General features: G+C 45.2%; 24 protein-coding genes. 12 read left to right on the top strand and 12 right to left on the bottom strand.

Annotated features, from left to right (window positions below):
* The first annotated feature begins 29 nt into the window (after positions 1–29).
* Positions 30–728 (top strand): hypothetical protein, encoded by a 699-nt coding sequence (locus BM056_RS13270; RefSeq protein WP_092471910.1) that lies wholly within the window; start codon positions 30–32, stop codon positions 726–728.
* 51 nt (positions 729–779) lie between these two features.
* Positions 780–1,733, top strand: coding sequence for a putative PEP-binding protein (locus BM056_RS13265; RefSeq protein WP_092471909.1), 954 nt, complete (start codon positions 780–782; stop codon positions 1,731–1,733).
* Positions 1,734–1,786: 53 nt separating this feature from the next.
* Here BM056_RS13265 and BM056_RS13260 read toward each other — a convergent pair whose 3' ends face one another.
* A complete protein-coding gene (locus tag BM056_RS13260; RefSeq protein ID WP_092471908.1) occupies positions 1,787–2,860 on the bottom strand; it encodes a response regulator transcription factor in 1,074 nt (357 codons plus the stop codon).
* A gap of 15 nt (positions 2,861–2,875) precedes the next feature.
* Positions 2,876–4,129 (bottom strand): PocR ligand-binding domain-containing protein, encoded by a 1,254-nt coding sequence (locus BM056_RS13255; RefSeq protein WP_092471907.1) that lies wholly within the window; start codon positions 4,127–4,129, stop codon positions 2,876–2,878.
* 323 nt (positions 4,130–4,452) lie between these two features.
* Here BM056_RS13255 and ald point away from each other — a divergent pair, with 323 nt between their 5' ends.
* Positions 4,453–5,583, top strand: coding sequence for an alanine dehydrogenase (gene ald, locus BM056_RS13250; RefSeq protein ID WP_092471906.1), 1,131 nt, complete (start codon positions 4,453–4,455; stop codon positions 5,581–5,583).
* Between the two features lie 219 nt (positions 5,584–5,802).
* On the opposite strand, the gene BM056_RS13245 is transcribed toward ald, so the two are convergent.
* The 5 genes from BM056_RS13245 to BM056_RS13225 form a co-directional block, all read right to left on the bottom strand.
* The gene (locus BM056_RS13245; protein ID WP_092471905.1) at positions 5,803–7,281 is read right to left on the bottom strand and encodes an aminotransferase class I/II-fold pyridoxal phosphate-dependent enzyme; all 1,479 of its coding nucleotides are present in this window, start codon (positions 7,279–7,281) and stop codon (positions 5,803–5,805) included.
* A gap of 496 nt (positions 7,282–7,777) precedes the next feature.
* Positions 7,778–8,434, bottom strand: a complete 657-nt coding sequence (locus tag BM056_RS13240; RefSeq protein WP_092471904.1) for a pentapeptide repeat-containing protein — start codon at positions 8,432–8,434, stop codon at positions 7,778–7,780.
* A gap of 7 nt (positions 8,435–8,441) precedes the next feature.
* Positions 8,442–8,849, bottom strand: a complete 408-nt coding sequence (locus tag BM056_RS13235) for a type II toxin-antitoxin system death-on-curing family toxin (RefSeq protein WP_092471903.1) — start codon at positions 8,847–8,849, stop codon at positions 8,442–8,444.
* A complete protein-coding gene (locus tag BM056_RS13230; RefSeq protein WP_092471902.1) occupies positions 8,849–9,076 on the bottom strand; it encodes an AbrB/MazE/SpoVT family DNA-binding domain-containing protein in 228 nt (75 codons plus the stop codon). Before BM056_RS13230 ends, BM056_RS13235 begins: the two co-directional genes overlap by 1 nt.
* A gap of 386 nt (positions 9,077–9,462) precedes the next feature.
* A complete protein-coding gene (locus BM056_RS13225) occupies positions 9,463–10,272 on the bottom strand; it encodes a class I SAM-dependent methyltransferase (protein ID WP_092471901.1) in 810 nt (269 codons plus the stop codon).
* A 441-nt stretch (positions 10,273–10,713) separates the two neighbouring features.
* Here BM056_RS13225 and BM056_RS13220 point away from each other — a divergent pair, with 441 nt between their 5' ends.
* The 5 genes from BM056_RS13220 to BM056_RS13200 are packed head-to-tail and all read left to right on the top strand — an operon-like array spanning position 10,714 to position 14,246.
* Positions 10,714–12,861, top strand: a complete 2,148-nt coding sequence (locus tag BM056_RS13220; RefSeq protein WP_092471900.1) for a dynamin family protein — start codon at positions 10,714–10,716, stop codon at positions 12,859–12,861.
* The gene (locus tag BM056_RS13215; protein WP_092471899.1) at positions 12,801–13,490 is read left to right on the top strand and encodes a hypothetical protein; all 690 of its coding nucleotides are present in this window, start codon (positions 12,801–12,803) and stop codon (positions 13,488–13,490) included. Before BM056_RS13220 ends, BM056_RS13215 begins: the two co-directional genes overlap by 61 nt.
* Positions 13,465–13,647 (top strand): hypothetical protein, encoded by a 183-nt coding sequence (locus BM056_RS13210; RefSeq protein WP_092471898.1) that lies wholly within the window; start codon positions 13,465–13,467, stop codon positions 13,645–13,647. The genes BM056_RS13215 and BM056_RS13210 overlap by 26 nt, the downstream gene beginning before the upstream one ends.
* A 17-nt stretch (positions 13,648–13,664) precedes the next feature.
* Entirely contained in the window at positions 13,665–13,928 is a 264-nt protein-coding gene (locus tag BM056_RS13205; protein WP_092471897.1) for a hypothetical protein, read from the top strand.
* A 3-nt stretch (positions 13,929–13,931) separates the two neighbouring features.
* Complete coding sequence (locus BM056_RS13200) at positions 13,932–14,246, top strand: hypothetical protein (protein ID WP_092471896.1); 315 nt, start codon at positions 13,932–13,934, stop codon at positions 14,244–14,246.
* Positions 14,247–14,260: 14 nt separating this feature from the next.
* Here BM056_RS13200 and BM056_RS13195 read toward each other — a convergent pair whose 3' ends face one another.
* A complete protein-coding gene (locus tag BM056_RS13195) occupies positions 14,261–15,205 on the bottom strand; it encodes an RluA family pseudouridine synthase (RefSeq protein WP_238456454.1) in 945 nt (314 codons plus the stop codon).
* 303 nt (positions 15,206–15,508) lie between these two features.
* Between BM056_RS13195 and BM056_RS13190 the strand changes: the two genes are divergently transcribed.
* The gene (locus BM056_RS13190) at positions 15,509–15,901 is read left to right on the top strand and encodes a hypothetical protein (protein WP_092471895.1); all 393 of its coding nucleotides are present in this window, start codon (positions 15,509–15,511) and stop codon (positions 15,899–15,901) included.
* Between the two features lie 57 nt (positions 15,902–15,958).
* Positions 15,959–17,293 carry an ATP-binding protein gene (locus tag BM056_RS13185; RefSeq protein ID WP_238456453.1) on the top strand — a complete coding sequence of 445 codons (1,335 nt, stop codon included), beginning with the start codon at positions 15,959–15,961 and terminating at the stop codon, positions 17,291–17,293.
* An 11-nt stretch (positions 17,294–17,304) separates the two neighbouring features.
* Here BM056_RS13185 and BM056_RS13180 read toward each other — a convergent pair whose 3' ends face one another.
* Positions 17,305–18,048, bottom strand: a complete 744-nt coding sequence (locus BM056_RS13180) for an HAD family hydrolase (protein ID WP_092471894.1) — start codon at positions 18,046–18,048, stop codon at positions 17,305–17,307.
* 223 nt (positions 18,049–18,271) lie between these two features.
* Here BM056_RS13180 and BM056_RS13175 point away from each other — a divergent pair, with 223 nt between their 5' ends.
* Positions 18,272–18,511, top strand: a complete 240-nt coding sequence (locus tag BM056_RS13175; protein WP_092471893.1) for a hypothetical protein — start codon at positions 18,272–18,274, stop codon at positions 18,509–18,511.
* A gap of 157 nt (positions 18,512–18,668) precedes the next feature.
* On the opposite strand, the gene BM056_RS13170 is transcribed toward BM056_RS13175, so the two are convergent.
* The 3 genes from BM056_RS13170 to BM056_RS13155 all read right to left on the bottom strand — a co-directional run bounded on the left by BM056_RS13170 (position 18,669) and on the right by BM056_RS13155 (position 22,350).
* Positions 18,669–19,736, bottom strand: coding sequence for a phosphotransacetylase family protein (locus BM056_RS13170; RefSeq protein WP_337833508.1), 1,068 nt, complete (start codon positions 19,734–19,736; stop codon positions 18,669–18,671).
* Position 19,737: 1 nt separating this feature from the next.
* Positions 19,738–21,837: an acetate--CoA ligase alpha subunit gene (acs, locus tag BM056_RS13165; protein ID WP_435050965.1), complete on the bottom strand. Its 2,100-nt coding sequence runs from the start codon at positions 21,835–21,837 to the stop codon at positions 19,738–19,740.
* Positions 21,838–22,149: 312 nt separating this feature from the next.
* Positions 22,150–22,350, bottom strand: a complete 201-nt coding sequence (locus tag BM056_RS13155) for a PspC domain-containing protein (RefSeq protein WP_092471890.1) — start codon at positions 22,348–22,350, stop codon at positions 22,150–22,152.
* Positions 22,351–22,797: 447 nt separating this feature from the next.
* On the opposite strand from BM056_RS13155, the gene BM056_RS13150 reads away from it, so the two are divergent.
* Positions 22,798–23,295, top strand: a complete 498-nt coding sequence (locus BM056_RS13150; RefSeq protein ID WP_092471889.1) for an NADH-quinone oxidoreductase subunit NuoE family protein — start codon at positions 22,798–22,800, stop codon at positions 23,293–23,295.
* The last annotated feature ends 11 nt before the right edge of the window (positions 23,296–23,306 follow it).

The raw sequence follows: 23,306 nt of genomic DNA, 5'->3' as shown, positions 1-23,306 counted from the left end.
TTCCACAGACCCATGTTTATTTTGCAGAAATGCTACTAAATCGCGCATCCGACGCCATTACCCTGGGCAGCCTGCTGCCGGATATGATCATCAGCAAAAATTTTAACCATATCCAGGCACACAGCATTGGCCATGAGCTATGGCAGGTAATTGGCAAAGACAGTGAAATGAATGACTTAGCCCTGGGGGCAATTTCACATGGCATCACACCAAAGGGGCTGGATTACTTTGGCGACGAACAATATTCCGGTTTTGAGCGCGGTTATTGCTTTGAAAAAGGCAGGCTGCTGGTTGAGGAAACCGTTGCAGCATGCAACATCCCCCCGCAAATGGGATGGTGGAAAGCTCATAATATTGTTGAAATGGGCATCGAATTACGGATCAGTGCCCTGGGCAACTACGGCAATACGATACATCGGGCCTTCAGCAACGTTGCTTTAATCACCCGGCTGGGCGAAATTCTGCCCGGCTTAACCGGAAGCAGCGATCACCACATAAAATCAAGGCTATCAGGCTTTACCGGTTATATCGATACCTCCAAGGCCACACCAATGTCCCTGGCTCAAAAATACAACTTTCAAATGTTTATCCGGCATAAAATTAATATTGATATTCCCAAGGTAGCGCGTTTAATTGAGCTTGCTGCAGGTTACATAGATAACGATATCGATGATTTCTTTCGGGTGGTCAGAAAACAAGTATATAATGAAATAAAGAGTTTAGATTAAACTGAACTGTCTTTTTAAAAATACCGACGTTAACACAAAGGGTGAAATAAATTGAGTGTACCAGAAAATCAATCCCCAACCCATACCGCCGACGGACATATCATTAAAGTAAACACGGCTGCCTATTCACTGGAAGAAGTTGAAGCAGCCGCGAATTCAGGCGCGGATGGGTTAGGCCTGTTCAGCACTGATTTTATGTATCTTAATCAAACTGATTTGCCTTCTGAAGATGAACAATACGAAATTTTCAAGAAGGTAAGCCGGATTATGGATAACCGGCCGGTAACAGTCAGGTCCCTGAATTTAAAACCATCTCAAATACCGATCTTACACAATCACGGGCTGTCGGAACAGTGCCGCGGGGTACGGCTTGGACTGGAACTGCCTGAAATTCTAACAACCCAAATCAGAGCCCTGGCCAGGGCCAGCGTGACAAGAAATTTTCGTTTGCTCCTCCCTATGGTTTCCGATGTATCAGAAATACTTAAAGTTAAAGCATTAATTGACCGTGTTCACAGCGATTTAAATGAAAAAAATATTAACTATGATTCATATATGGAAATCGGAATTGAGGTGGAAACACCCGCCGCTGCGGTTTTGGCCCAGGTTATGTCCTTTGAGGTATCTTTTTTTAATATCTGTAAAAATCTAAAAAACCACACGTTGGCTATAACCGGTAATGGTTACGGGAGTAACCTGCTGCATGAATACGCACCTTCTTTTCTGTTTCAAATTGCCAATCTGGCGGGAGAAGTGCGCAAAAGAAAAAAATCAGTCAGTGTTGAAGCGCCACTGGCCGGCGAACCTGCGGCAATACCGATTTTGATCTCCATGGACGTCAATGAATTAACCATGCTCCCGGGGCAAATTGAGCGGGCCAGGCAGGTTATTTCCCGCCTAAACGTTACGAAAACCAAGCTGATAGCCTCAAAAGCCATGTCCTTCCGGTTTCCGGAAGAAATCAAGCAGTATGCCGAAGAAAGCCTGCCCCGGTTGTTAAAGTAAAATTAACCTTTAACGTCTGGAACCCATTCCTGGTAGACTGCCGCATTACTGCATTACTGAGCATTTTTTCCCTTGAGCCTGTACTCCGAAGGGGTAAGTCCGGTATTTTTCTTAAAAACGGCAGTGAAATAGCTGTTATTGCTGTAACCTACCGAATAGGCGATTTCATCGATAGTCCTTTCCGTATGGAGTAACAGCTGCCGGGCTTGCTGAAGGCGGTGTTGGGTGAGGTAGCCCGTAAAACTCTGCCTGACTTTTTGTTTAAAAATGCGGCTCAGGTAAGCCGGACTCAGGTGAACTTCGGATGCCGCCTGGGCCAGGGTGTACTCCCTGCTATAATTATGGTGGATTAAATCTTTGACCAGCTCAATTATTTCCCGGTCGTTGTGGGGAATTTGTTTAATAATCATAATAAACTTGTCCACCAGCTGGTCCCCCCAGAGCATTAATTCCTGCGGCCTGCCGATAGAATTGATGGCTGCGGCCAGTTCGTTATTGACGCCGGCCAGTTCCTCCTCTGCAATCCCCCCGTTGACCAGTATCTGGGTGGTCAAAACCAGCAGTTTTACAGCCAGTGAAGCAAGCAGGTTGCGAGAAAACTGCCGGTTTTGCGACAGAAACTCGGAAATAATTTTTCTGCACGCCAATTTGCCCTGTTCGGGGTTGTATAAAAGCAGGTGGTTAATCATTTCCTTCAGCAGTCCGGGTTTAATACTGGTGCTTTCCAGAGCACCCGCAGGACCGGCCTGCCTTTGCTCCAACCGGGTAATAATTTTTTTCAGAGTATTAAATAATTCCTCAGGTTGGACAGGCTTTAAAAGGTAATCGGCAACCTGGTATTTGATTGCCTGCTGAGAATAGGAAAATTTGCCGTAAGCAGTGATGATCACAATTTCCACAACAGGATTCCGGTCCTTGATGGCTTTGGCGGCAGACAAACCGTCCATACTGGGCATCTTTATATCCATTAAAACTATATCGGGCAGCAGTGAAAAGCTCAGTTTTACCGCATCCTGGCCGTTGGCGGCCTCGCCCGCCACTTCCAGCGGCAGCTCGCTGTTGGCCAGCAGGTAACGTAAAACCTGGCGCTCCAGGGCCTCATCTTCACATATCAAAACCTTATACATATTCACACCCCATTACTATGCCGACAGTACCGGCAGTTTTAATGCAACCTTAGTGCCGCCCGAAACCGAGTCTAATTGAATACCGTAATGCCGGCCGAAATAAAGCTGAATGCGACGGTGTACGTTTCTCAACCCCGTACTGGCCGGCAGGGCCTCCCTTTCATCAGCCGCCACCGTACCCAATTTAGCCCTCAATTGATCCAATACCCCTGCAGCTATACCGGCGCCGTTATCCTCTACGATTATGGCAACATTTTGACCGTCACTTTCCCCCCGGATATTTAAACAACCGCCGTTTTCCTTGGGCTCCAGGCCGTGAATACAGGCATTTTCCACCACCGGCTGCAGGCTGAGCATAGGTATTTGTATATTCAACAGGCTTTCGTGCACATCAATATTAAAGGACAGTCTTTCCCCAAAACGCAATTTTTGAATCATCAAGTAACTTTTAATGTATTGCAATTCTTCACGCAAGGAAACCAACTCGTCATGCTGGTCAACGGTATAGCGCAAAAGGCCTGAGAGCGCGTAAATAGTTTGCAGGGCCTGGTCATTATTGCCCAGGGTGATCAGCCCCCTGATGGTATTCAAAGTGTTAAACAGGAAGTGGGGCTTTATTTGGGCCTGTAAATTTTTCAGCTCCGCCATGCGCAATGAATTCTCCAGATCCGCCCTGGTTTTAGCCTGGTGCAGGCTGCGTAATTGCTCCAGCGCAGCAGCCTCCTTTACCTTGCCCCGGTAGATTAATTCAATCATATAGTTAATGATAAACTGAATCATTTCCGAGGCGGCCAGACACTTTTCCCGGGAAATAACCTGGATTTCCTTAAATGTTTGCGTTAACTTGTGCTTATCCAGGCCAAGGTCGCGGGTTGCGCTTTGCATTTGATCAATAGCATCGCCTATAGGCGGAGACAAGTGCATTTGACCGCAGGTGATGGAACCGCAGAAACCGCCGTCAACCACTATGGGAACAGCCATTAACACAATACCGGCATGGCAGGTGGAGAAACAAACTTTGCCGGTGGCAGCAGTTTTGAAGCCCACATCGGCGTTGGATTTGATACACCTGGCCAAACCTGTATCGGTAGATCTAATCATTTGACAAAACCCGTAAAAAAACGGGTGGTAAACAACGGGGAAACCCTCGGCATCGTTAACATCAATAGTGATGTCCGTAGCCCGGGTAAATATCTCTATAATCTGTAATAATTTATCCTTTTCAATCAGGGACAGCAGCCCGTCGGTTGCAGTATGCAATTGCTCCATCTCCTTAAATTAATTATTACTATTCAGATAGTCACAATTCTAAAATACTTCGAGACGATAAACTGTTCTTTTATTCTGACTCCTGCCTTCCGTCTCCTGACTACTATATAAATTATAAACTATTTAATGACGCAAAATATAAAGTATCTGCACAATAACACTGTTAATACCGGCCTCCAGAACAAATTAATGTCATAAAAATTTTACAATGTTCTGGCCCAAATGGTCAAAATAATAACATCGTGTGCAAAAAAGTTGCTGACGCATTAATAATGGCAGGCATATAATTTGATTAATAAAAATTCGCTAAGGGGTGAGCAAATATGATGATCGGCATTCCCAAAGAAATAAAAAATAATGAAAACCGGGTGGCCATTACACCCGCAGGCGTAGAAACACTGGTTGGCGCTGGTCACCAGGTGGTTATTGAAAATAACGCCGGTGCAGGCAGCGGTATTGGCGATGAACAATACATTGCAGCCGGCGCCCGGATGCTGAGCGAGCCTGCAGAGGTATATCAGACTGCGGATATGATTATAAAAGTAAAAGAACCCCTGCCTGCGGAATATGATTTGTTCAAAGAAGGTCAAGTACTGTTTACTTACCTGCACCTGGCTCCGGAACCGGAACTAACCCGGGCGCTGCTCAAGAAAAAAGTAGTAGGTATTGCTTATGAAACCATTCAACCGGAAGACGGGTCGCTGCCGCTGTTAACCCCGATGAGCGAAGTGGCCGGTCGGATGTCTGTACAAATTGCCGCGCAAATTTTAGAAAAGCCCCACGGCGGCAAGGGGATTTTAATGGGCGGCGTGCCCGGCGTTTCTCCCGCCAAGGTGACCATTGTAGGAGGTGGCGTGGTGGGTACCAATGCTGCCAAGATTGCCGTGGGCATGGGAGCGGATGTGACCATCTTAGATAAAAACCCCAACCGGCTGCGTTATCTGAACGATATCTTCGGCGCCCGGTTGAAAACATTAATGTCCAATAGCTATAATATCCAGGCAGCGGTGGCGGAAGCCGATGCGGTGATCGGCGCCGTGCTGATTCCCGGTGCCCGGGCGCCTAAAATCGTGACCGAGGAAATGGTGCAGGCAATGCAGCCCGGCTCGGTAATTGTGGACGTGGCCATTGACCAAGGGGGCTGCGTGGCCACTGTGGACCGGGTGACCACCCACACTGAGCCTACCTTTGTCAAGTACGGTGTGGTACACTACAGCGTGGCCAATATGCCGGGTGCTGTAGCCAGAACTTCCACCTTTGCCTTAACCAATGCAACACTGCCCTATGCCGCAGCCCTGGCCAACAAAGGTTACGAAAAAGCGATTAAAGAAGATATCGCTCTGGCCCGGGGAGTTAATACCATTGACGGCAAAATTACCTACCAAGCAGTGGCGCAAGCATTAAATCTGGAATATATGCCGCTAAATAAAATAATGGACCTACCCGTACATTAAAAAACGCAATGCTTTAATCTAGATGAAACAGGGCCTCTCCAAACGGAAGGCCCTGTTTCCAACGAAATACCTGGACTAAACGGTTCACTGCTAAGCTAAAATCGTGATCCACCCTCAAAGAAACAAGGTTTTCTCACTATCAATAGTGAGAAAACCTTGTTATATTTATGTTCAGGCTATTGCAAAAGATGTCCGCGTAAACGCGGGCTTGCTGTTTGTTCATTTAACAACACGCATTGTTTTTAAGGTTAAGTCGCTGCAGCCTTGAAAGTGTGCACCAATACTGATCATATATTCCAGATAGTCTACAATTTTCGCAGTTACAATTTCACCCGGGAAAATTACCGGTATACCCGGCGGGTAACAAGCAATTACCTCACTGCTTACCCGGCCAACAGCCGCTCGTAAAGGAAGGGTGACTGGCGTAGCGTTAAACGCTTTCCGCGGGGACATAACCATTTGAGGTATGCCGGGCACAAAACTATCATTTTCATTTTGTATTGCAAACATATCATCTTTTAACTGGTTGGTCTCTGCATAAACTGCCATTTCTCTTAATGCTTTAATTAAGCAGTCAAGTTCAGTGCGCCGGTTTCCAAAAGAAACAATAAAAAGCAAGTTATATATGTCTGACATTTCCACTTGTATCTGGTGATTTTCCCTTAGCCAGTTTTCCGCCCCAAAACCGGTAATACCCAAACCTTTTATGGAGACAGTCACCTTGGTGGGATCCAGATCGAACAAACCTCTATTCCCAAACGTATCCTTTTCCAGAACAGTAAATCCGGAAATGCTTTTAATTTCCTCCCTTAGATAACCAGCCAGTTTCAGCGCATCATTTAATAATTCCTTGCCGTGCATAGCCATTTGTGCCCTGGCAGCATCAAGGGATGCCAGCAGCAGGTAGGAGGTGCTGGTGCTTTGCAAAAGCCGCAAGGTTGCTTCCAGCCTTTGCCGGTCAATCATGTTCCCTTTAACGTGCAGCATTGATGCCTGGGTAAAAGCGGTTAATATTTTATGCGTGCCTTGCACCACCGCATCAGCCCCGCCTTCCAGAGAGGTCGGAGGGAGATCTTCGTGAAAAAACAGATGCGGGCCGTGCGCCTCATCCACCAACAGGGGAATGTTGCGGGCATGCACAATATTGGCGATGCTCGGAATATCAGAAGTTACACCATGATAAGTTGGATTGACTAATAGCACGGCTTTAATATCGGGATGGTTGTTCAGACATTCTTCAATTGTTTCCGGCGCTGTACCCAACGGGATACCAAAGTTGCCGTCATACTCCGGTGAATAAAAAACAGGGATAGCGCCGCTTTGGATCAGGCCACTAAGCATAGAACGGTGCATATTTCTGGGCACCAGTATTTTATCTCCGTTTTGGCAGATAGTAACTATTAATGCTTGTAAACCGCAGGAGCTGCCGTTAATTAAAAAATAGGTGCTGTCAGCTCCAAAAGCCCGGGCAGCTAAATCCTGAGCCTCCTTGATTACACCATCGGTTTGGTGCAGGTCATCCATACCCGGAACATTGGTTACATCGGCTGAAAAGATACCGCCTCCCAACCAATCAAATAATAAGTTTTCCTGTAGATGGAGTCCACCTTTATGACCGGGCATATGAAATCTGATTACCCCGTCCTGTACATAGTTTTTTAAGGCTTCAACAATCGGTGCTCTTTTCTGCTCATACAAATATGATTCACCTCGCGTATTTTGGTTATGAAGTAAACCCAAAACAAAATAGTAATTACTAATCTTTAAATATTAAAATACCTGATACCGCTTAAACTTATTTAGTGGTAAAAAAAAACATCCGTATTATTGTAACAGAGCATGGCGAACAAAAAAAGTCCTGATTTCAAACCATGTTCTGGAATTTCTTCATCCAGTCAGCCTGGTATTTACTCAGTAGTTGATTCTGCTCTTTAAACCAATCATTTACAAGTAAAAACCCGCTAATTGCGGGTTTTTAGGAAAAAAGCTTCTCCATCTTCGTTAATAGCATCTTTATTATCCTGCCGATTATATAAATCTTGTCCCTTTTAGACAATATGCGCCACAGCACACGATTTTTTCAATAGACATGGTTGATTTAAACTCCTTCTCGTTCTGCCTTTTGGAACCAAATGCATGTATGGTTCTTGTTTCGGCAATGCACTTGCCACTCAACAATCTGAATATCCAAAATTCATTCCTGCTTAACAATAACACCCCAAAGGCCAATCAAATTTGCTGCTTGAAACATATTAATAATAGCTCCTTTTAACTCAATGGGAGGAGTGGATACCATTGGTGCAACAAACTCATTATTGGTAAAGTCTACTGTTGCCAACATCGTTTTGAAAAAGTTATTCTTCACAAATTTTGAATCCATTGCGACAAATCTTTTCAGTTTTGATTCAACCATAGACGATTCACTAAAATCAATGTAATCAAATAAGACATCAGTCATTTTCGTTTTATTGAAATATGAATACTGAAAATTTGATTGTTCAAAAGTTGTTTGCTTTACAACCGTATCGCTCATATCTATGCCAATACATTTACAGGATACAAACCGGCATCGTTCGAAATACACTCCTGAAAATTTACTATTTGACAAGTCGCAAGATTGAAATACAACATCAACAAAACTTGCTTTTTCAAAGTCGCAATTATGAAAAGTGCAATTCTCGAAAATGCTCTTTCGAATTTCAATTTTAAAAAATCCCGCGCCTTCAATTCGTTCTTCACAACTTTTAATTTCAGAAATTGGCAATTCTTCCGATAAGAAGTCCTGAGCATAGGAAGTAAAATCATCAATCTGAATTAGTTCTTTTGATATTTGTGGACGTTTAATATTCATGTTTGCTCTACACAAACCCCGTTATTTGATATAGTTTGCGAAAGGTCTTTGCTAAATCTACCTTTTTCAGCTTTCCGGAAGCAACTGACATTACAGTTTCATAAAGTATACCTACATCATCTATTATTGTGATTCCGTTTATCTCAAGAAACACAAGGCCGCAGGCAAGGCCAGTCCTTTTGTTACCATCAATGAAAGGATGATCCTGGCAAATATAAAAAACGTATGCGGCTGCCATCTCAAAAATGTCCAAATGTAGGTATTTCCCTCCAAACGAGGCCTCCGGCATCGCTATAGCAGAACAAAGGAGATCATAATCCCTTAATCCTGGATGGCCACCATAGCGTTCAATTTGGTCTTTATGTATTTCAATCACCTCAGCCAGGGTTAAAAAATTTAATTCTTCCTTTCCCATTATTTACTCAGCTTCCTAAAGGTATCACCGTGAAGCGCATTCACCTTGCCTAAGGCTGTTTTAAACTTTTTTTCGCGCTGGTCATTGGGAAGTGGTGAAACAATAAGGCTTTTCCCGTCAGTTGTGATTTTTAATGGTGTGGACATTGAGATTCCCAGCAACTCAAGTATAGCCTTATCAATTACCAAGGCTGCACTGTTACCGTGTGTAGTCAATGTTTTAATCATAATTACTCCTCCAGGTATAACATTGTAATTACATTGTAGTATTAAATTAAAGTAATTTCAAGCTTAAATAACCAATTTTTGGTATAATTTATCGTGTTAAAATGTAATGCTCAATCTTTTCCATTGCTTGCTATCCCCCTACCTGGATGTTCTTGTTTTGAACAAATCGGTATCTGTTTTGTCATAGGCGTGCAGGATATACGATTCTGAGATAGCTGAATCTATTGTACTTCCCCAACCATTTTGCTGCGGGTGGCAACCACCAAAATCTAAGGTTCCGAACCATTGACAAAATACTTACTTTAAATTGCCCTGCTATTCTTTAACCTAGAGTTCTAACAGGAACGAATGATTATGATCTTCGCACTTCTAATTATGAACATTTTTTACAACACTCTGCCCCCAAACAGCGAATATGTAAAGAATCCATAGTACCCGGGCATATTCAGTATGAAGTCCGGCGAATCATCCCTGCAAAGACGCTGATATTCTAATTGATCTTCCTCCAACAATTCCGGATTATCTTCCCCCCAACGCATTTCAAAAAGATCTACCAGGGCTTTTCGCATTTCCTGACTTAAAGGAGGGTTAATATTATTGACAAAAGTCTGTGCCCTTGTTTCACTCAAACCTGCCTGTTTAAACCATTCCAGTGCACGCATACTATGTAACTCCGGTTTCATTTTCGCATCAAAGGGAGCTATCCCTAAAGAAGTTGCATTCAACCGGGCCTCTAAAACCGGGTATCCGGGAAGTAGCATTTGCGAGGACCAGTTAAGGATGTATATGATACCCCCTGGCTTTACAGTTCTGGCAAGCTCTTTCAGTAGTAAAACAGGATCTATTTTCAGATAGCCAACGAGATCCATACTAAAAGCCCAGTCAAATAAATTTTCCTCAAATGGAAGATTGCTTATATCACCCTTTATGAAAGAAACTCTTTCCGTCAGACCTGACTTTGATGCCAAAGAGGGTCCTTTTGCTAAAAATTTTTCTTCAATATCAAGCCCGGTAACATAACCACGAACCCCTGCCGCTTCTGCTAGCATCAAAGTATAAAAACCAGTTCCGCATCCTGCATCCAGCCCCTTGCTCTCAGGAGGAAGCTGCAGTGTGCCTACTATAGTTCTTATAACGGATTCCCGCAAAATATTAGATGACTCCAGCCTTTTAAGGTATTTTTCGGCATTAGACATTTATTCCTCACCCCCAATACGTTAAACACGCTATTGGTTTATTCGTATTATGACATTAGCCGTATTACTAAGAACTTTCCAAACCAAAGTGAAATTAAACCAGACGTATTCACGAATTATGTAATAATTTCCACAGAAATTGCTTTTTTCCTTTTTGTCCATAAAATTTTCCAATTAATATTAAAATAATCTCTATCAGTGAACCCCAAAACATTAAGGACAATATATTAATTCTTAATCAATCCCGGCGTACTCAATTCCGTTGTTAAATGCCAAGCTGCTTAAATTGGTTGCAACTACCTACCAATCCCATAGCGGCTTTTTTTATGCCCAAAATTACGGCGCTTAAAATTTAGAACCGGTCATATCAACACAAGGCTGTTAATATACTTCAACAGGGGAACTTGGACATCTTTTATTCCATTACGGGGGTTTTTGATTATGCAAAACATCGAAAAATACCTGACCAGGATAGAAAAGCTGCGGCGAGATTACGCCTCGCCCTGGGAAGCGCCGGTAATTGCTTTTATGGGACCTTACAATACCGGTAAATCTACGCTGATCAACAACTTACTGGGACAGGAAATATCTCCGGTGGATGTAATCCCCGCTACGTCCACCCGGATTTTATTCAGTTATGGCCAGCGGTTTCTGGCCCGGGTGTACCTTGGCGGCCGGGAGGTTACTGTTTTAACAGAACGGGAACTCTCAAGGCTCCTTTTAAATAAGGATTTTAGAGAAGGGAAAATAGCACGGGTAGAAGTCCAGCTCAATAATGAAGTATTAAAGAAGATGCAGCTTATGGACACGCCAGGAATAGACGCTATTACAGGCCCCGTGGATTTTCCCGAAGATCTGGAGCAAATTGACCATATCGTTTACTTGTTTCACCAACGGGGACCGGGCGAAACAGACCGCAAAGCGATCCAGGCTTTGCTGGGAAAAAAGAGACCCGGGGAATTATCCTTTTGGATCAATTGCAATCTCGGCCAGTGCGACGGCAGTTCATTGGAAGAAGCACGGCAGGTGCTGCGAGAAATATGCAGCGGCGAAATACAGGTAAACCTTATTGATACAGCCACACCGGAGGACGTGGAAAAATTTCGCCTTTATCTGGAAGAAAAAACAGGCACCTGGTTGATAGCAAAATTGACGGAAGTATTCAAAGAGCTGGACAAGCAAATTCCGGATATAACTGAAGCAGCCCTGCATGAAAGCTGCGACTCGTTATTTTTATCTAAATTATGGGAAGCCAGGGAATATTCCAGGCAGGTTATCCAGGGTCAAAATATCATTAAATCCATTCCACCTGTTTCGCAGCAAGTACAAAATCTGGTGGTCAAGCCAGTGACAGATCCCGGCATTTTTAATCATACCCCGGTGATATACGGAACCAACGAGGCGCCGGACCCGGCTGAAATAAGGAATAGCATCATTAACTTAATTAACCGCATTAGCTCGGAACCTGTATTGCAGCCCTACACCCGGGTCGTAAAAGAACTGGACTTGATAGCAGGTAAACTAGAACGGGAGACATACCTGGTCACTGCCACCGGAGGATTTTCCAGCGGCAAGACAACCTTTTTCAACGCTTTGATGGGCGAAGCAGTGCTGCCGGCGGAAAACCGGCCAACCACCTTTGCAATAACCAGAATTGCGCATGGCAGCCAAAAGAAGGCGGTAGTGAAATATGCCCGGCAAGTGGTTATACCCACTCATTTTAAAGAAGATAATCAAGCTTTAATCTGCAGGCATGAGCTTGCCATTCTTGAACGATGGCTAACGGAACCCGATTTACTTACAAACATTAAACTGCTCAAAAAAAGCCGGCAAGGGATGGCAACCGAAATATCAGCGCCGGAATTGCTGCAGGAAATTGAACAGCTCAAACAGACTTTTGCCCGGGTGAGAAGAGAGTTTAAGGGAGCCAGACGCCCCTGGAAAACTCTTTTTAAAAAAATACCGCTGCGGAAATTTAACGGCACCAACTCAACGGATTATTTTGAAGTCTACTTTAACCGCGAGGACAACATAGAACTCGATCTTAACCAAGAGTCCGACCGCATGGTTCTGGCTAAACTCGCGGGCTCACACCTGGCGTTGCGGGTTAGCTTGATTGAGATTACGCATCCTGCCATTGTTTTAAAAACCGCCGACTTTATCGATTCACCGGGACTCGATTCAGTTTATCACCGGCACAGGGAGATTACCGGTCATTATCTCCCCTCATCAGACTGTTTTTTAATTTTCCTAAATGGTAAAGGTGTTTTGACCAAGCCTGACATGGGGGTGATAGAGCGCGTTACCAGACTGTTTGATAAAACTGAGCTAAGCCGCAAAGTTTTTATAATCGTTAATTTTGCCGATACGCTAAACGCACGCGAAAAGGAGAAGGTGCTCAATTACTTAAAAACCAACCTGGACCCGGCGCTGTCTGACAGGATTCACTTTATTTCAGCGCTTGAAGCACTAAAAGGGCGGGACAAAGCAAGTTTTGGGCACCTGGTAAACCAACTGAAGCAGCAGTTATGGCAATCACGCTGCCAGGAAAACTTTATCCATCGCCTAAAGAAATCGAAACAACATTAAGTTCTTTGATACGGATAAACGAACCTGACCCGGACGGGGTCGGAAATTTTACTCCGGCGGAAAAACCGGATAACATTGCACTTTTAAATACGACTCGGGATAAATTTTCACTGTGGCGGGAAAAAATAAACAGTTTTGCAACTATGGAAGACTTGATTGGTTTTAGAGACGGCCAAAAAACTGTCAAAAAAGGCTTTCTGGGTCTTTCGCGCAAGGTTAAAGCCGTCCCTTCTTACCTTGACCTGGCGAGCAGCATCAACTCGGCTTTGCAATCTTTTGATGCTGGTTTAGCACCGCTGCCTGAGCTGGACGTGCAAGGCATTAAAAAAAGCCTGGACCTTTTAACCGCAAATAAGAAAACCGGTATAGAGAAGACTCGTCAATCCATTATCAATTTAATAAATGAGCATGAAGTCCGAATTTGTGACGCAATAAACCAGGCTACTAACCAGCTTAAAAACAAGCAGCATCAAAATCCAGGCCCGACAGGACAACCGGCAGGCTTCGGGGAAACCGACCCCAGGTTAATTGCAACCATTAACCAATACCTTAATGAATTGAAAATATTTGAGAATAAAATTCTAACCCCGGGAGGGAACAGTAATGGAAAACGCCAGAGCGCTGGATGATCGGCTGCGCAAAATAATCAGGGAAGTTAGTGACAGCACGGGCAGGGAAATGAAGCAGCACCTTGTGGAAAACGTGGTGCAAAAAGTGGAAGAAAATAACTCCAATGAATTAAAACAGTTTCTTATGACCCTGAACAGGGCCTTAAAAAAAATATAAACACGGGAGGTATTAATATGGTTTCTGCCAAAAATAATGATGAACTGCAGGATATTTTATCAGATATTTTAGTAAATCTAAAACTAAAGTTCATCCAGCCGGTGCTTAATGAAAACTCTCGTTTGCTGGCGCTGCTTGAAGACATTAAAGTACAGGACCGCGCCGGCATTGAAGAGCTAAAGGAAAGGGTTAATCAATTGGAAAAAAAAGTAGAGGAAATCCCCCTTTTGGTGCTGTCAGCTATCAGAGATGCCGTAAATCAGGCCTCCGGGGAGGTGTAGAAGTTGGCCAAACTTTATGAACTGGCACAAGAACCGAATCAGCCTGAACTAACCAAATCACTGGCCCATTCGCTGAGAAACGGTCTGCTGATACCGGTGGAAACAAAGTTTAAAACTTTGGAATCGAATATCGCCCTGCTTCAAAATGCTATGAATTCCGATGTAGAAAAAGTCATGACTGAAGCCAATGAAAAGTTTGCCAAACTGGAAGCAGAACTGGTAATCGTTAAAAAGTTCTTTCGAATTTGTTCGGCACTATCCCTGGTTACCGTTCTGGGGATAGTCACCACCTTGATTGTGCTTTTCACCTGGTACTGATTAGTGAACCAGAACTACTGATTTCTGAATTCTGACTCCCGACTTCTTAATAAACGGACAAGTTCACGCATGTCGGCCGGAACAGGAGTACGCAGTTTTACCGGGACACCGGTGCGAGGGTGATAGAAATCTATGGCGGCGGCGTGCAAGGCCTGCCGGTGAAACAGTTTTTCATCCCCCCCGTACCGGGCGTCCCCCAACAACGGGTGGCCGATATGACTCATATGCACCCTGATTTGGTGCGTCCGTCCCGTTTCCAGCTCAAGGCAGAGCAATGAAAACGCAGGGACGGACGACCCTGTCCGCCCGTTCCCCAGCTTTCCAAGCAACCGGTAGTGAGTTATTGCCGGCCTCCCCCCGGGGGTTACCATCCATTCAGCACTGTGACCGGGTTTTAGGCCTAAAGGCAAATCAATCCTGCCGGCATTGGGCGGTGTTCCCACCACTACCGCAAGATAGCGGCGGCGAAGTAATTTTTTTTCAAGCTGAGCCGCCAATTGCTGGGCAGCATACTGGCTCAAAGCCACTAAAACAATTCCCGATGTATCTCTGTCCAAACGGTAGACCGGACGAAAACGGCCTGTTATCCCTGCTTCCCGCCAGTAATATAAAACAGCGTTGGCAAGCGTTCCGCTCTGCTCCCACTTAACCGGATGCACCAGCATACCGGCGGGTTTGTTAACCGCCAGTATATCCTGATCCTCAAAAACAATATCCAAAGGTATCTCTTCCGGTTCCAGCAAAGTTGGTTCTTCACCGGGCATTGTCACTACAAGTACATCCCCTGCTGTAACTTTTTCTCCCATAAAAACCGGCGTACCATTACACCGGATTCCCCCTGACCGCTTTAACTTACGCACCAGGGCGCGGGAAAACCCTTTTTTTCTGCGCAGCAAATTTCCTATCGTACAACCGCTGTCCTTTTCATCCACGTGTATAATTAAATCCAGGTTACCCACTGCTTATTCACTCAACTCCTCTTGTCTAGTATAATATAATTAGAAGTCAGTAGTCAGAATTCAGTAGGAATTTTTTGCATTCCTTTATGGGTTTTTAAACCCTTGAATTGTACCCAAAAATATTCTGACTCCTGAATTCTGAATACTTAATATGCTGGGCGAGGTTATCTTCGCACAGCCTGTAAAACCCCGCCCTCTTAGGTCGGGGATTAACAGGCTGTAAGCTCGAAATAAGTGCGACTAAGGTTCAGATGGGGTCAAAAACCCCACCTGAACCAAGTCTTCTTTATTAGGGGGATAACAATGATTCAGGTTGGTAATGTTTGGACTTATATTTTTGCACCGGAAATTAATAACAAAGTAACAGGCAAATGGATTTATGAAGGGAGCGCAGATTTCTTCAGGGAGATTGCACCGCAGCTTGATGAGTTGGCCAATCAGGGAATTTTAAATATGGCTAAATTTGCCAACAAATATAACAAGTGCGATCCATGCCCTTATATCAAAAATTCTGTGTTATGCGTTTATACCCTTATTCCCCAGGAAGAGCAACCCCGGCTGGCAATACAAGAAAAACTTGGTCTCTGGACAGAAGTGTATAAAACCGAAAAACAAACCAAAATGGAATGGAGCCCGGGGGGAATTCTTTACGAAAAATATATCAAATACTGGAGGGATAAAAGAGGAACACTCTGAACTACTTATTTAATCCGCGGTGCGGAGTAAAAAACGTCATAAAAGAGGTCTTAATTGATGGATAACTTTAAAACAATAATTAACGCCATTGACAGTCTGGCTATCTACCGTTCCGTACTCTCAGACCCCATCCTGGATAGCTACCTGGATCACCTGAAAGCACTGGTAGAACCATCCGAATCGCTTAACCCGGCTGTTACTTACAGCAAGCTTTACTATCTGCTGGCGCAGACAGTAAACCCTATGGAGGCGGCCGATCCCTGGCAAAACCATCTGCTTGACCTGCTGTTGGATGATGTCAACCCCTTCAGTGAAGCAGCTTATAACCGGGAACTGGATTACAAAGTTTACCTGGAAGCGGTGCGACGGGATCTTGAGCTATTACATCTGGCCTTTGAAACCGGATTAGCCACCGTCCTTAAAGCAACCGAGAACTATTTACAGAACTTGCCGGAATTTCCCCGCAGCCTAGCGGTTTTACCCAAGTGGGCAGCATTAACGCCCACTGCGCATAACACCACACCTGTCCTAAAAGAACGGCTGGCGGTTAAGCATGCTCTGGCGTCCGCCCCAGGCTGGGACAAATACGCAGAAAGTTTGGCGGAGCACTATGCCAATTTCGGCTGCGGCGTTTTCGGCAGACAAATAGCCTTTAAATGGGAAAACCACTCATTACGGGGTGTCGACCGCCCGGACCCGATAACTTTTGCTGATTTGATTGGTTACGCCGACACCCGCGCTGAAATAATCGACAACACTTTAAAATTCTTGAACGGCGCCCCGGCTAACAATATGCTGTTGTACGGTGACCGTGGAACCGGTAAATCATCTACCATCAAGGCCCTGCTTAACGAGTATTGGCAGCGTAGCCTGCGGCTTATTGAGGTGGGCAAAAAACAACTGGCGGATTTTTCGGCCATCATCAGGGAATTAACCGGCCGCAAGCACCGGTTCATTTTGTTTGTGGACGACCTGTCCTTTGAGGAAAACGAAACCGGCTACAAGGACCTCAAGGCGCTGTTGGAAGGAGGGCTGGAGAAAAAACCGGAAAATGTACTGATTTACGCCACCTCAAACCGGCGGCATCTGATCCGCGAGACCTTTGCAGACCGGGAGGCAAACTCGTCCAGCCAGGAAATTCACGCCATGGATTCCGTACAGGAAAAACTGTCGCTGGCCGACCGTTTTGGCATTACTATTATTTTCCCCAGCCCGGACCAGGAACTCTTTTTGGAAATCGTCCAGGGGCTGGCACGGCAAAGAAACCTGGGGCTGGACCCTCAGGACCTCCGCCGTCGTGCACTTCATTGGGCCAATTGGCATAACGGGCGCTCACCAAGGTCGGCACGCCAGTTTATAGATCATCTCACAGGTGAACAAACATTATCATAAGGACCGGCACATCAAGTTTGTAAATCGGCCACAGATGGTATTACTGCGTCGGCACCGGCCAGCTGGCCCCTGGTAGAAACGCCGGAAAGCACTCCGATACTGCCGGAGCCGGCATTTTGGGCCATTAATATATCTCTGGGGGAATCACCGATAACCACAGCATTTCCCGGTGCCACCCCCAGCCTGCCGCAAGCCAAAAGAGCCATATCGGGAGAAGGCTTGGTGTTTTTCACCAGGTCGGCTCCGATAACGGCATCAAAATAATGGTCAAGCTTCAGTGTTTGCAGCGTAATTTTAGATCTCTCGGCCAAATCAGCGGTAACAACCGCCAGCTTGAAGTTCTTTTGCTTCAAGCTGAACAATTTTTCCTCCAACCCCGGAACCGGCCTGGCCAAATTTCCCCAGTCCATTTCAGTTTCAGAACGCCGCATAGCTTCGGCAACAAGGGCCGCTGCCGCTTCGGACTTCATACCCGCACCCACCAGTGTTTCCTCCAGAGCGGCCCGCAAACCGGTCAGGGTCCCTCCCGCCAGAGGGCCTTCCGCATCTACCTGCCAACCGGTTAAATCTACCCCCATAGCCATTTCCAACGTATTTGAGATGATATTTACCTGTCCTATCCCAGCCAACAGCTCATTAATAACATACCTGGACCATTCCAGCCACATTACCTTAAAATCAAGCAATGTGCCGTCTTTATCAAGTAAGACGGCACCACAGTCAAATTCTCTTTTACCAGCCTGGAGCAAAGGCAAATTAACACCCTCTTTATCACATAATCACCTAACTATTTAGCATAAGGCCGAGGGGCGGACGACCCTGTCCGCCCGCATAAGCTGGGGACATTCCCCGAAAGGGGCGCCGTCCCCTTTCCGCCAAGGTGGCAACCGGGGTCCGACCCCATGCTGCAACCGTTATTATAGTTAGTTTAGGCCGCCCCCCTAAAGGTAATAATAGTACCAAAAACGGAGGACAAGCATGAGTGCATATCACATAGCCGTCAGGGTTGACAAGGATAATTCAATTGACCCGAGTTATATTGTGCATTACCGAGTAACAGATGAAGGCAGATTGATCGGTGACGGAATAGTTCAGTATCACCGCCTGGCCGAACACAATGACCTCCCGATTAATGAAAACATTCCCCAGGGAACCAGGGAGCAGGTGAAAAATAAGATAGCCCAAAGCGTGAACGATTATATCAATCAAATCTTTTAAGCTGCTAAAAACATTTTACCACAAGTGCCGGAAAAACGCGCTGATTCACAAGAAAAGCGCGCGCTTTTCAGTACTTTAATCCTTAGTTCTGGCCATAAATATGGCCAGTATAATTTCCTAAAGTAAAATAAAAAGCCCCTTTACGGGGCTAAAAGCTTTACAAGCCTAAGATTTCAAGAATTGTGTTAAAATCACAATATTGTTCAAAGTTTTCCCGGGCAATGGCTATCCCGCTCTTGTCGTTTGGTTTTATATGCCTGTGCACCTGACTCAACATTTCAATAACGGTATAAGTATCCTGATAAGTCAGGATCACCGGCACACCTTTTTCTCCCGCCCTTGCCAGAACTTTTACGTCCGGGTACAGTCCGCCGGTAAGAACCAGTACGGATGTATGGGTCTCCAGGGCAGCCAAAGCCAGATCCGCCCTGTCACCACCCAAAATTACCGCTTTGTTGGCAGCCCTGCGCAGATAGGTCAAGGCACTATCCATAGTCATGGCGCCAACGACCACATCTTCAACCAGCCGGTCCATGTTTTCGTGCCCCACCAGCAGTTCCCCGCCAAGCGTCTCCTGATATTCCATTACCGTAGGTGATGATAATTCAGAGCGGTTCGGTATAACACCCAGCGTCTTATAGCCGGCATCGGCAAGAGCCGGCCGGAATAAGCCCTCCACCTTGGCCAGCAGCGCTCTTGGCACGTTGGCGAAAATAGTGCCTGCGGTTTGGGCCTGCCGGCATCCCACATAATTGTTATACATAATTGCCAGGTCCAGGCTAAAATCATTTTCCACTTTTACTACATTCATTACCCTGGAATCAAATTCCCTGGCCAGGGAAACCGAATCCATCCCAACCGAGGATAGTGCATAGGGAAAGATAGCACCCTCAACAAGCATTACATCATAATCACCGGAAATTTCATTAAAGGCTGATTTAATTTGCTGCAGGCTGTAATCCTGCTCATAAACACCCAGGTAGGAAGGCCCGGTTCTCGTAGGATTAATCAACCCCAGCAGAGCTTCAATGCCCAGAACATCCTTCATCAGCACGGCATCGCCGCCCGGAACCTTACCGGTAGCAGTTTTTCTGCCATTGTCAACAGGTTTGAAATATCCCACCTTATAACCAGCTTCTTTTAACTTCAGCGCCAGACCGATAATCACCGCCGTTTTACCGCAATCAGGGTTACCCATTATAAAGAGGTTTTTCAAACTAATCACCTCACGATATTGTGATTTTAATATCCAGGGCAGAAAGCCCTTCTTCATACGCAAACACCGGGTTGATGTCCATCTCGGTTATTTCCGGGAAATCATTGACCAGCGCGGCCACCCGTAATATAACATCCGTCAGGGCAGCTATATCACGCGGCTTTTCACCGCGATACCCCCGTAACAATGTGTATGCCTTGGTTTCCTGCAGCATTTTTTCTACCTCGCCGGAAGTAAGCCCCCGGGCAAGCCTGAAACTAACATCTTTTAATAGATTAACATAAATTCCACCAAGACCAAAACCGACCAGCGGGCCAAATTGAATGTCTTTAGTCATGCCGATAATTAACTCGGTACCCTTTGGCATCATCTTTTGCACTTCTACACCATAAACAACGGCCTGCGGCATATACCCATACACATTATCCATTATCTCCAAATATGCCCGGCGTACTTCATCGGAATTTTTCAACCCGACGATAACACCACCCACATCTGTTTTGTGTAAAATTTTTGGAGAGGCCACTTTCATCACCACAGGATAGCCCATCTTATCAGCTTCCAGGGCCGCCTCTTCCGGTGTAGTTGCCAGCACCGTCGGGGCTACCGGAATACCGTAACAGTTGGCCACTTCCGCCGCCTCGCTGCCCAGCAGCACCAATCGGTTATCTTTTATCACATCATAGAATACTGCTTTGGCTCCTTTTTGATCAATACGGCTCATTTGAGCAGCTGCTTCCTCTTGCTTTTGCAGCATCTCATTATATCTTACCAGCCCGCTAATACAGGAAATAGCAGGTTCCGGAAAAGTGAAGCACGGCACACCTCCCTCTGCCAGCATTGCCGAGCCCCGGGCAAGAGTTTCACCACCCATGTAGGCAGCCAAAATTGGTTTTTCCGGGTATGCTTTTTTTGCTTCCAAAATAGCTTGGCTAGTTTCAACAGGCTGGGTAACACCTGTAGGACACATTAATACCACTACACTATCCACATTAGGGTCTGCGCATACTTTTTGCAGTGCAAACCTGTAGCGATCTGCCTTCGCGTCACCCAACACATCCACCGGGTTATATACATTGGCTTCTACCGGAAGAGTGCCCCTCAACGCGTCAATAGTGTCCTTGGTAAACCGGGCCATTTGCAGCCCATAATTTTCAACGTTATCGGTAGCAATAATCCCGGGGCCACCAGAATTAGTAATTATCGCCACTTTTTTGCCGGCTGGTACGGGTGACCTGGCAAAGGCCACAGCCAGGTTGAATAACTCCGTCATGGAACGGGCCCTGATCACACCGCATTGTCTAAAAGCTACATCATACGCCAAATCGCTGCCCGCCAGCGCCCCTGTATGGGAAGAGGCCGCCTGGGCCCCGGCCTGGCTGGTGCCGGATTTAATAACAATAACCGGTTTCTTGCAGGCTGCCCGGGATGCAACATCCAAGAACCTTGGTCCGTCCACGATATCTTCAATGTAACATAATATTACCTTGGTGTTAGGATCGTCCGCAGCATCTTCAATAAAATCTATTTCCGACAAATCAGCCTTATTGCCAAGACTGACCACTTTACTGAAGCCAAGTCCACTTGATAAACTCCAATCCAAAATGGCTACAAGCATGGCACCACTTTGCGAAAGAAAAGCTATTTCTCCTTTCTGGGGGAAGGTAGCTGCAAATGAAGCATTAATTGGAGTATGGGTATCAATAAAACCAACCACATTGGGACCCAAAAGGCGCATACCGTGTTCCCGGCAGGTTTCAATGATTTTTTTCTCCATTTCAAGCCCTTCTGCCCCTATCTCCTTAAATCCGGCAGTTATTATTACCAGATATTTTACCCCAATACGGCCGCAATCTTCCACCACTCCCGGTACCAATGACGCCGGCACCGCTATTACCGCCAGGTCAATCGGTTCAGGCAGATCAGCAACTGATTGATAAGCTTGTATCCCTTCAATTTCGGTTTCCTTAGGATTGATGGGATATATTTTACCTTTGTATCCGCAGCTAATAATATTATTTAAAACTGTGTGCCCTATTTTACCCTGCTTTGATGAAGCTCCAACCACAGCAACTGTTCCCGGCCTGACCATGTTTGTGAGTTTATTCACTATCATCACCTCACTAACGCCACCTTTTTAATAAACAATTGATGACAAAAATTTTACCTAAGCTTACTTGTTTTTACTTGATATACTTGGCTTAATATGATTATACGTGCTTAATGAATGATAGTAAACCAAAAAGATAAAAAAAAATCTTTTAAAATTATTCAAATAAGTTAATATATTAATGGTTAAAATTTTTAAATTATTAAGTTTTTTTTCATTAGATTTTAAATTTGGACTGGTCAAATGATAATTTACCTTTAAAAGAAAATTAAATTGTGCGGTTATGCACAATCACCGCCACCTGGAGCCGGTTTAAAAATCGCGCGGTATCACCAACCAGGCCACCAGATATACCAGAATACCCGGAAAGGCAACTGATGCAATGGATAGTATGACATAGCCCAAGCGCACAATCACGGGATCGATCCCAAGGTATTCGGCTAAGCCGCCACATACACCAGCGATCATGCTGTTCGTTGATGAGCGGTGTAACCGCTTAATTTGTTTGGCCATATAGTAATTCCTTTCTTGATCTCGTTAACCGCCGCTAAGACTCCCGCCTCTACAGGCGGGAGTTAAGCCGCGATAAACTCGAAATAAGTGCGACTAAGGTTCAGGTGGGGTCCCCCCCCCACCTGAACCAAGTCTTCTTTATTAGACATTAAAATTATAAATAAAAATACTTCTGTTTTCAAACCAAAATCCCTTTAAAAAATATCCTTTGGTGCCAGATCAGCCTTTAATAAGGTTGGTCTATTTTTATCCCGTCATATTAATAAAATTCCTTTATCAGATGATAAAGTATAATTGTTAAATCTTCAAATAGTTATTGACAAATGTTACTATCAAATATATTGTGAAAAAGAACACAAATTTATATTGCAATAGGAGAAGCGGAAAAAAGCACCACATCTTGACAAGTTCTTTAAATCACAAATCCAAAAAAGGGGGTTTGGTAGTATGCAGCGGCGGAAGTTTCAAAAACTTCAAGAAATTATTGACAGGCATGAAAGTAAGGTATCACATCTAATTGCCATCCTACAGGAGGTTCAGGAAGAATACCGTTACCTGCCGGAAGAAGTTCTGACATACGTGGCTACAGCCATGGGCTTATCGCCGGCTACAGTATATGGTGTGGCGACATTTTATGCCCAGTTTTCCCTGGTTGCCAAAGGTAAATATGTTATCCGGGTATGTGATGGCACCGCCTGCCATGTGCGCGGTTCGGAACCGATAAATTTTTCACTGCGCCGCGAACTAAAATTGCCGGATAACAAACAAACCACCGATGACCTGCAGTTTACAGTAGAAACGGTATCCTGCTTGGGCGCCTGCGGCCTGGCTCCCGTGGTAACCGTTAACAACAAAGAAGTGTTTGGCCAAATGACTCCGCAAGGCGTCATAGAGGTACTTAAAAAGCTGCAGGTAACTGATGATGACAAAGGTTCTCAAAATTAAGCAGTAAGGAG

The sequence above is a fragment of the Desulfotruncus arcticus DSM 17038 genome, assembly GCF_900113335.1.
Lineage (GTDB): Bacteria > Bacillota > Desulfotomaculia > Desulfotomaculales > Desulfallaceae > Desulfotruncus > Desulfotruncus arcticus.
This window is presented reverse-complemented; position numbering and strand designations above follow the sequence as displayed.

Excerpts from the sequence above, each read along its gene's own strand:
- ald (WP_092471906.1), top strand. The coding sequence starts at position 4,453 with ATGATGATCGGCATTCCCAAAGAAATAAAAAATAATGAAAACCGGGTG.
- BM056_RS13225 (WP_092471901.1), bottom strand. The coding sequence starts at position 10,272 with ATGTCTAATGCCGAAAAATACCTTAAAAGGCTGGAGTCATCTAATATT.
- BM056_RS13235 (WP_092471903.1), bottom strand. The coding sequence starts at position 8,849 with ATGGGAAAGGAAGAATTAAATTTTTTAACCCTGGCTGAGGTGATTGAA.
- BM056_RS13210 (WP_092471898.1), top strand. The coding sequence starts at position 13,465 with ATGGAAAACGCCAGAGCGCTGGATGATCGGCTGCGCAAAATAATCAGG.
- BM056_RS13155 (WP_092471890.1), bottom strand. The coding sequence starts at position 22,350 with ATGGCCAAACAAATTAAGCGGTTACACCGCTCATCAACGAACAGCATG.
- BM056_RS13230 (WP_092471902.1), bottom strand. The coding sequence starts at position 9,076 with ATGATTAAAACATTGACTACACACGGTAACAGTGCAGCCTTGGTAATT.
- BM056_RS13175 (WP_092471893.1), top strand. The coding sequence starts at position 18,272 with ATGAGTGCATATCACATAGCCGTCAGGGTTGACAAGGATAATTCAATT.
- BM056_RS13220 (WP_092471900.1), top strand. The coding sequence starts at position 10,714 with ATGCAAAACATCGAAAAATACCTGACCAGGATAGAAAAGCTGCGGCGA.
- BM056_RS13185 (WP_238456453.1), top strand. The coding sequence starts at position 15,959 with ATGGATAACTTTAAAACAATAATTAACGCCATTGACAGTCTGGCTATC.
- BM056_RS13190 (WP_092471895.1), top strand. The coding sequence starts at position 15,509 with ATGATTCAGGTTGGTAATGTTTGGACTTATATTTTTGCACCGGAAATT.
- BM056_RS13215 (WP_092471899.1), top strand. The coding sequence starts at position 12,801 with ATGGCAATCACGCTGCCAGGAAAACTTTATCCATCGCCTAAAGAAATC.
- BM056_RS13270 (WP_092471910.1), top strand. The coding sequence starts at position 30 with ATGCTACTAAATCGCGCATCCGACGCCATTACCCTGGGCAGCCTGCTG.
- BM056_RS13260 (WP_092471908.1), bottom strand. The coding sequence starts at position 2,860 with ATGTATAAGGTTTTGATATGTGAAGATGAGGCCCTGGAGCGCCAGGTT.
- BM056_RS13150 (WP_092471889.1), top strand. The coding sequence starts at position 22,798 with ATGCAGCGGCGGAAGTTTCAAAAACTTCAAGAAATTATTGACAGGCAT.
- BM056_RS13205 (WP_092471897.1), top strand. The coding sequence starts at position 13,665 with ATGGTTTCTGCCAAAAATAATGATGAACTGCAGGATATTTTATCAGAT.
- BM056_RS13240 (WP_092471904.1), bottom strand. The coding sequence starts at position 8,434 with ATGAATATTAAACGTCCACAAATATCAAAAGAACTAATTCAGATTGAT.
- BM056_RS13255 (WP_092471907.1), bottom strand. The coding sequence starts at position 4,129 with ATGGAGCAATTGCATACTGCAACCGACGGGCTGCTGTCCCTGATTGAA.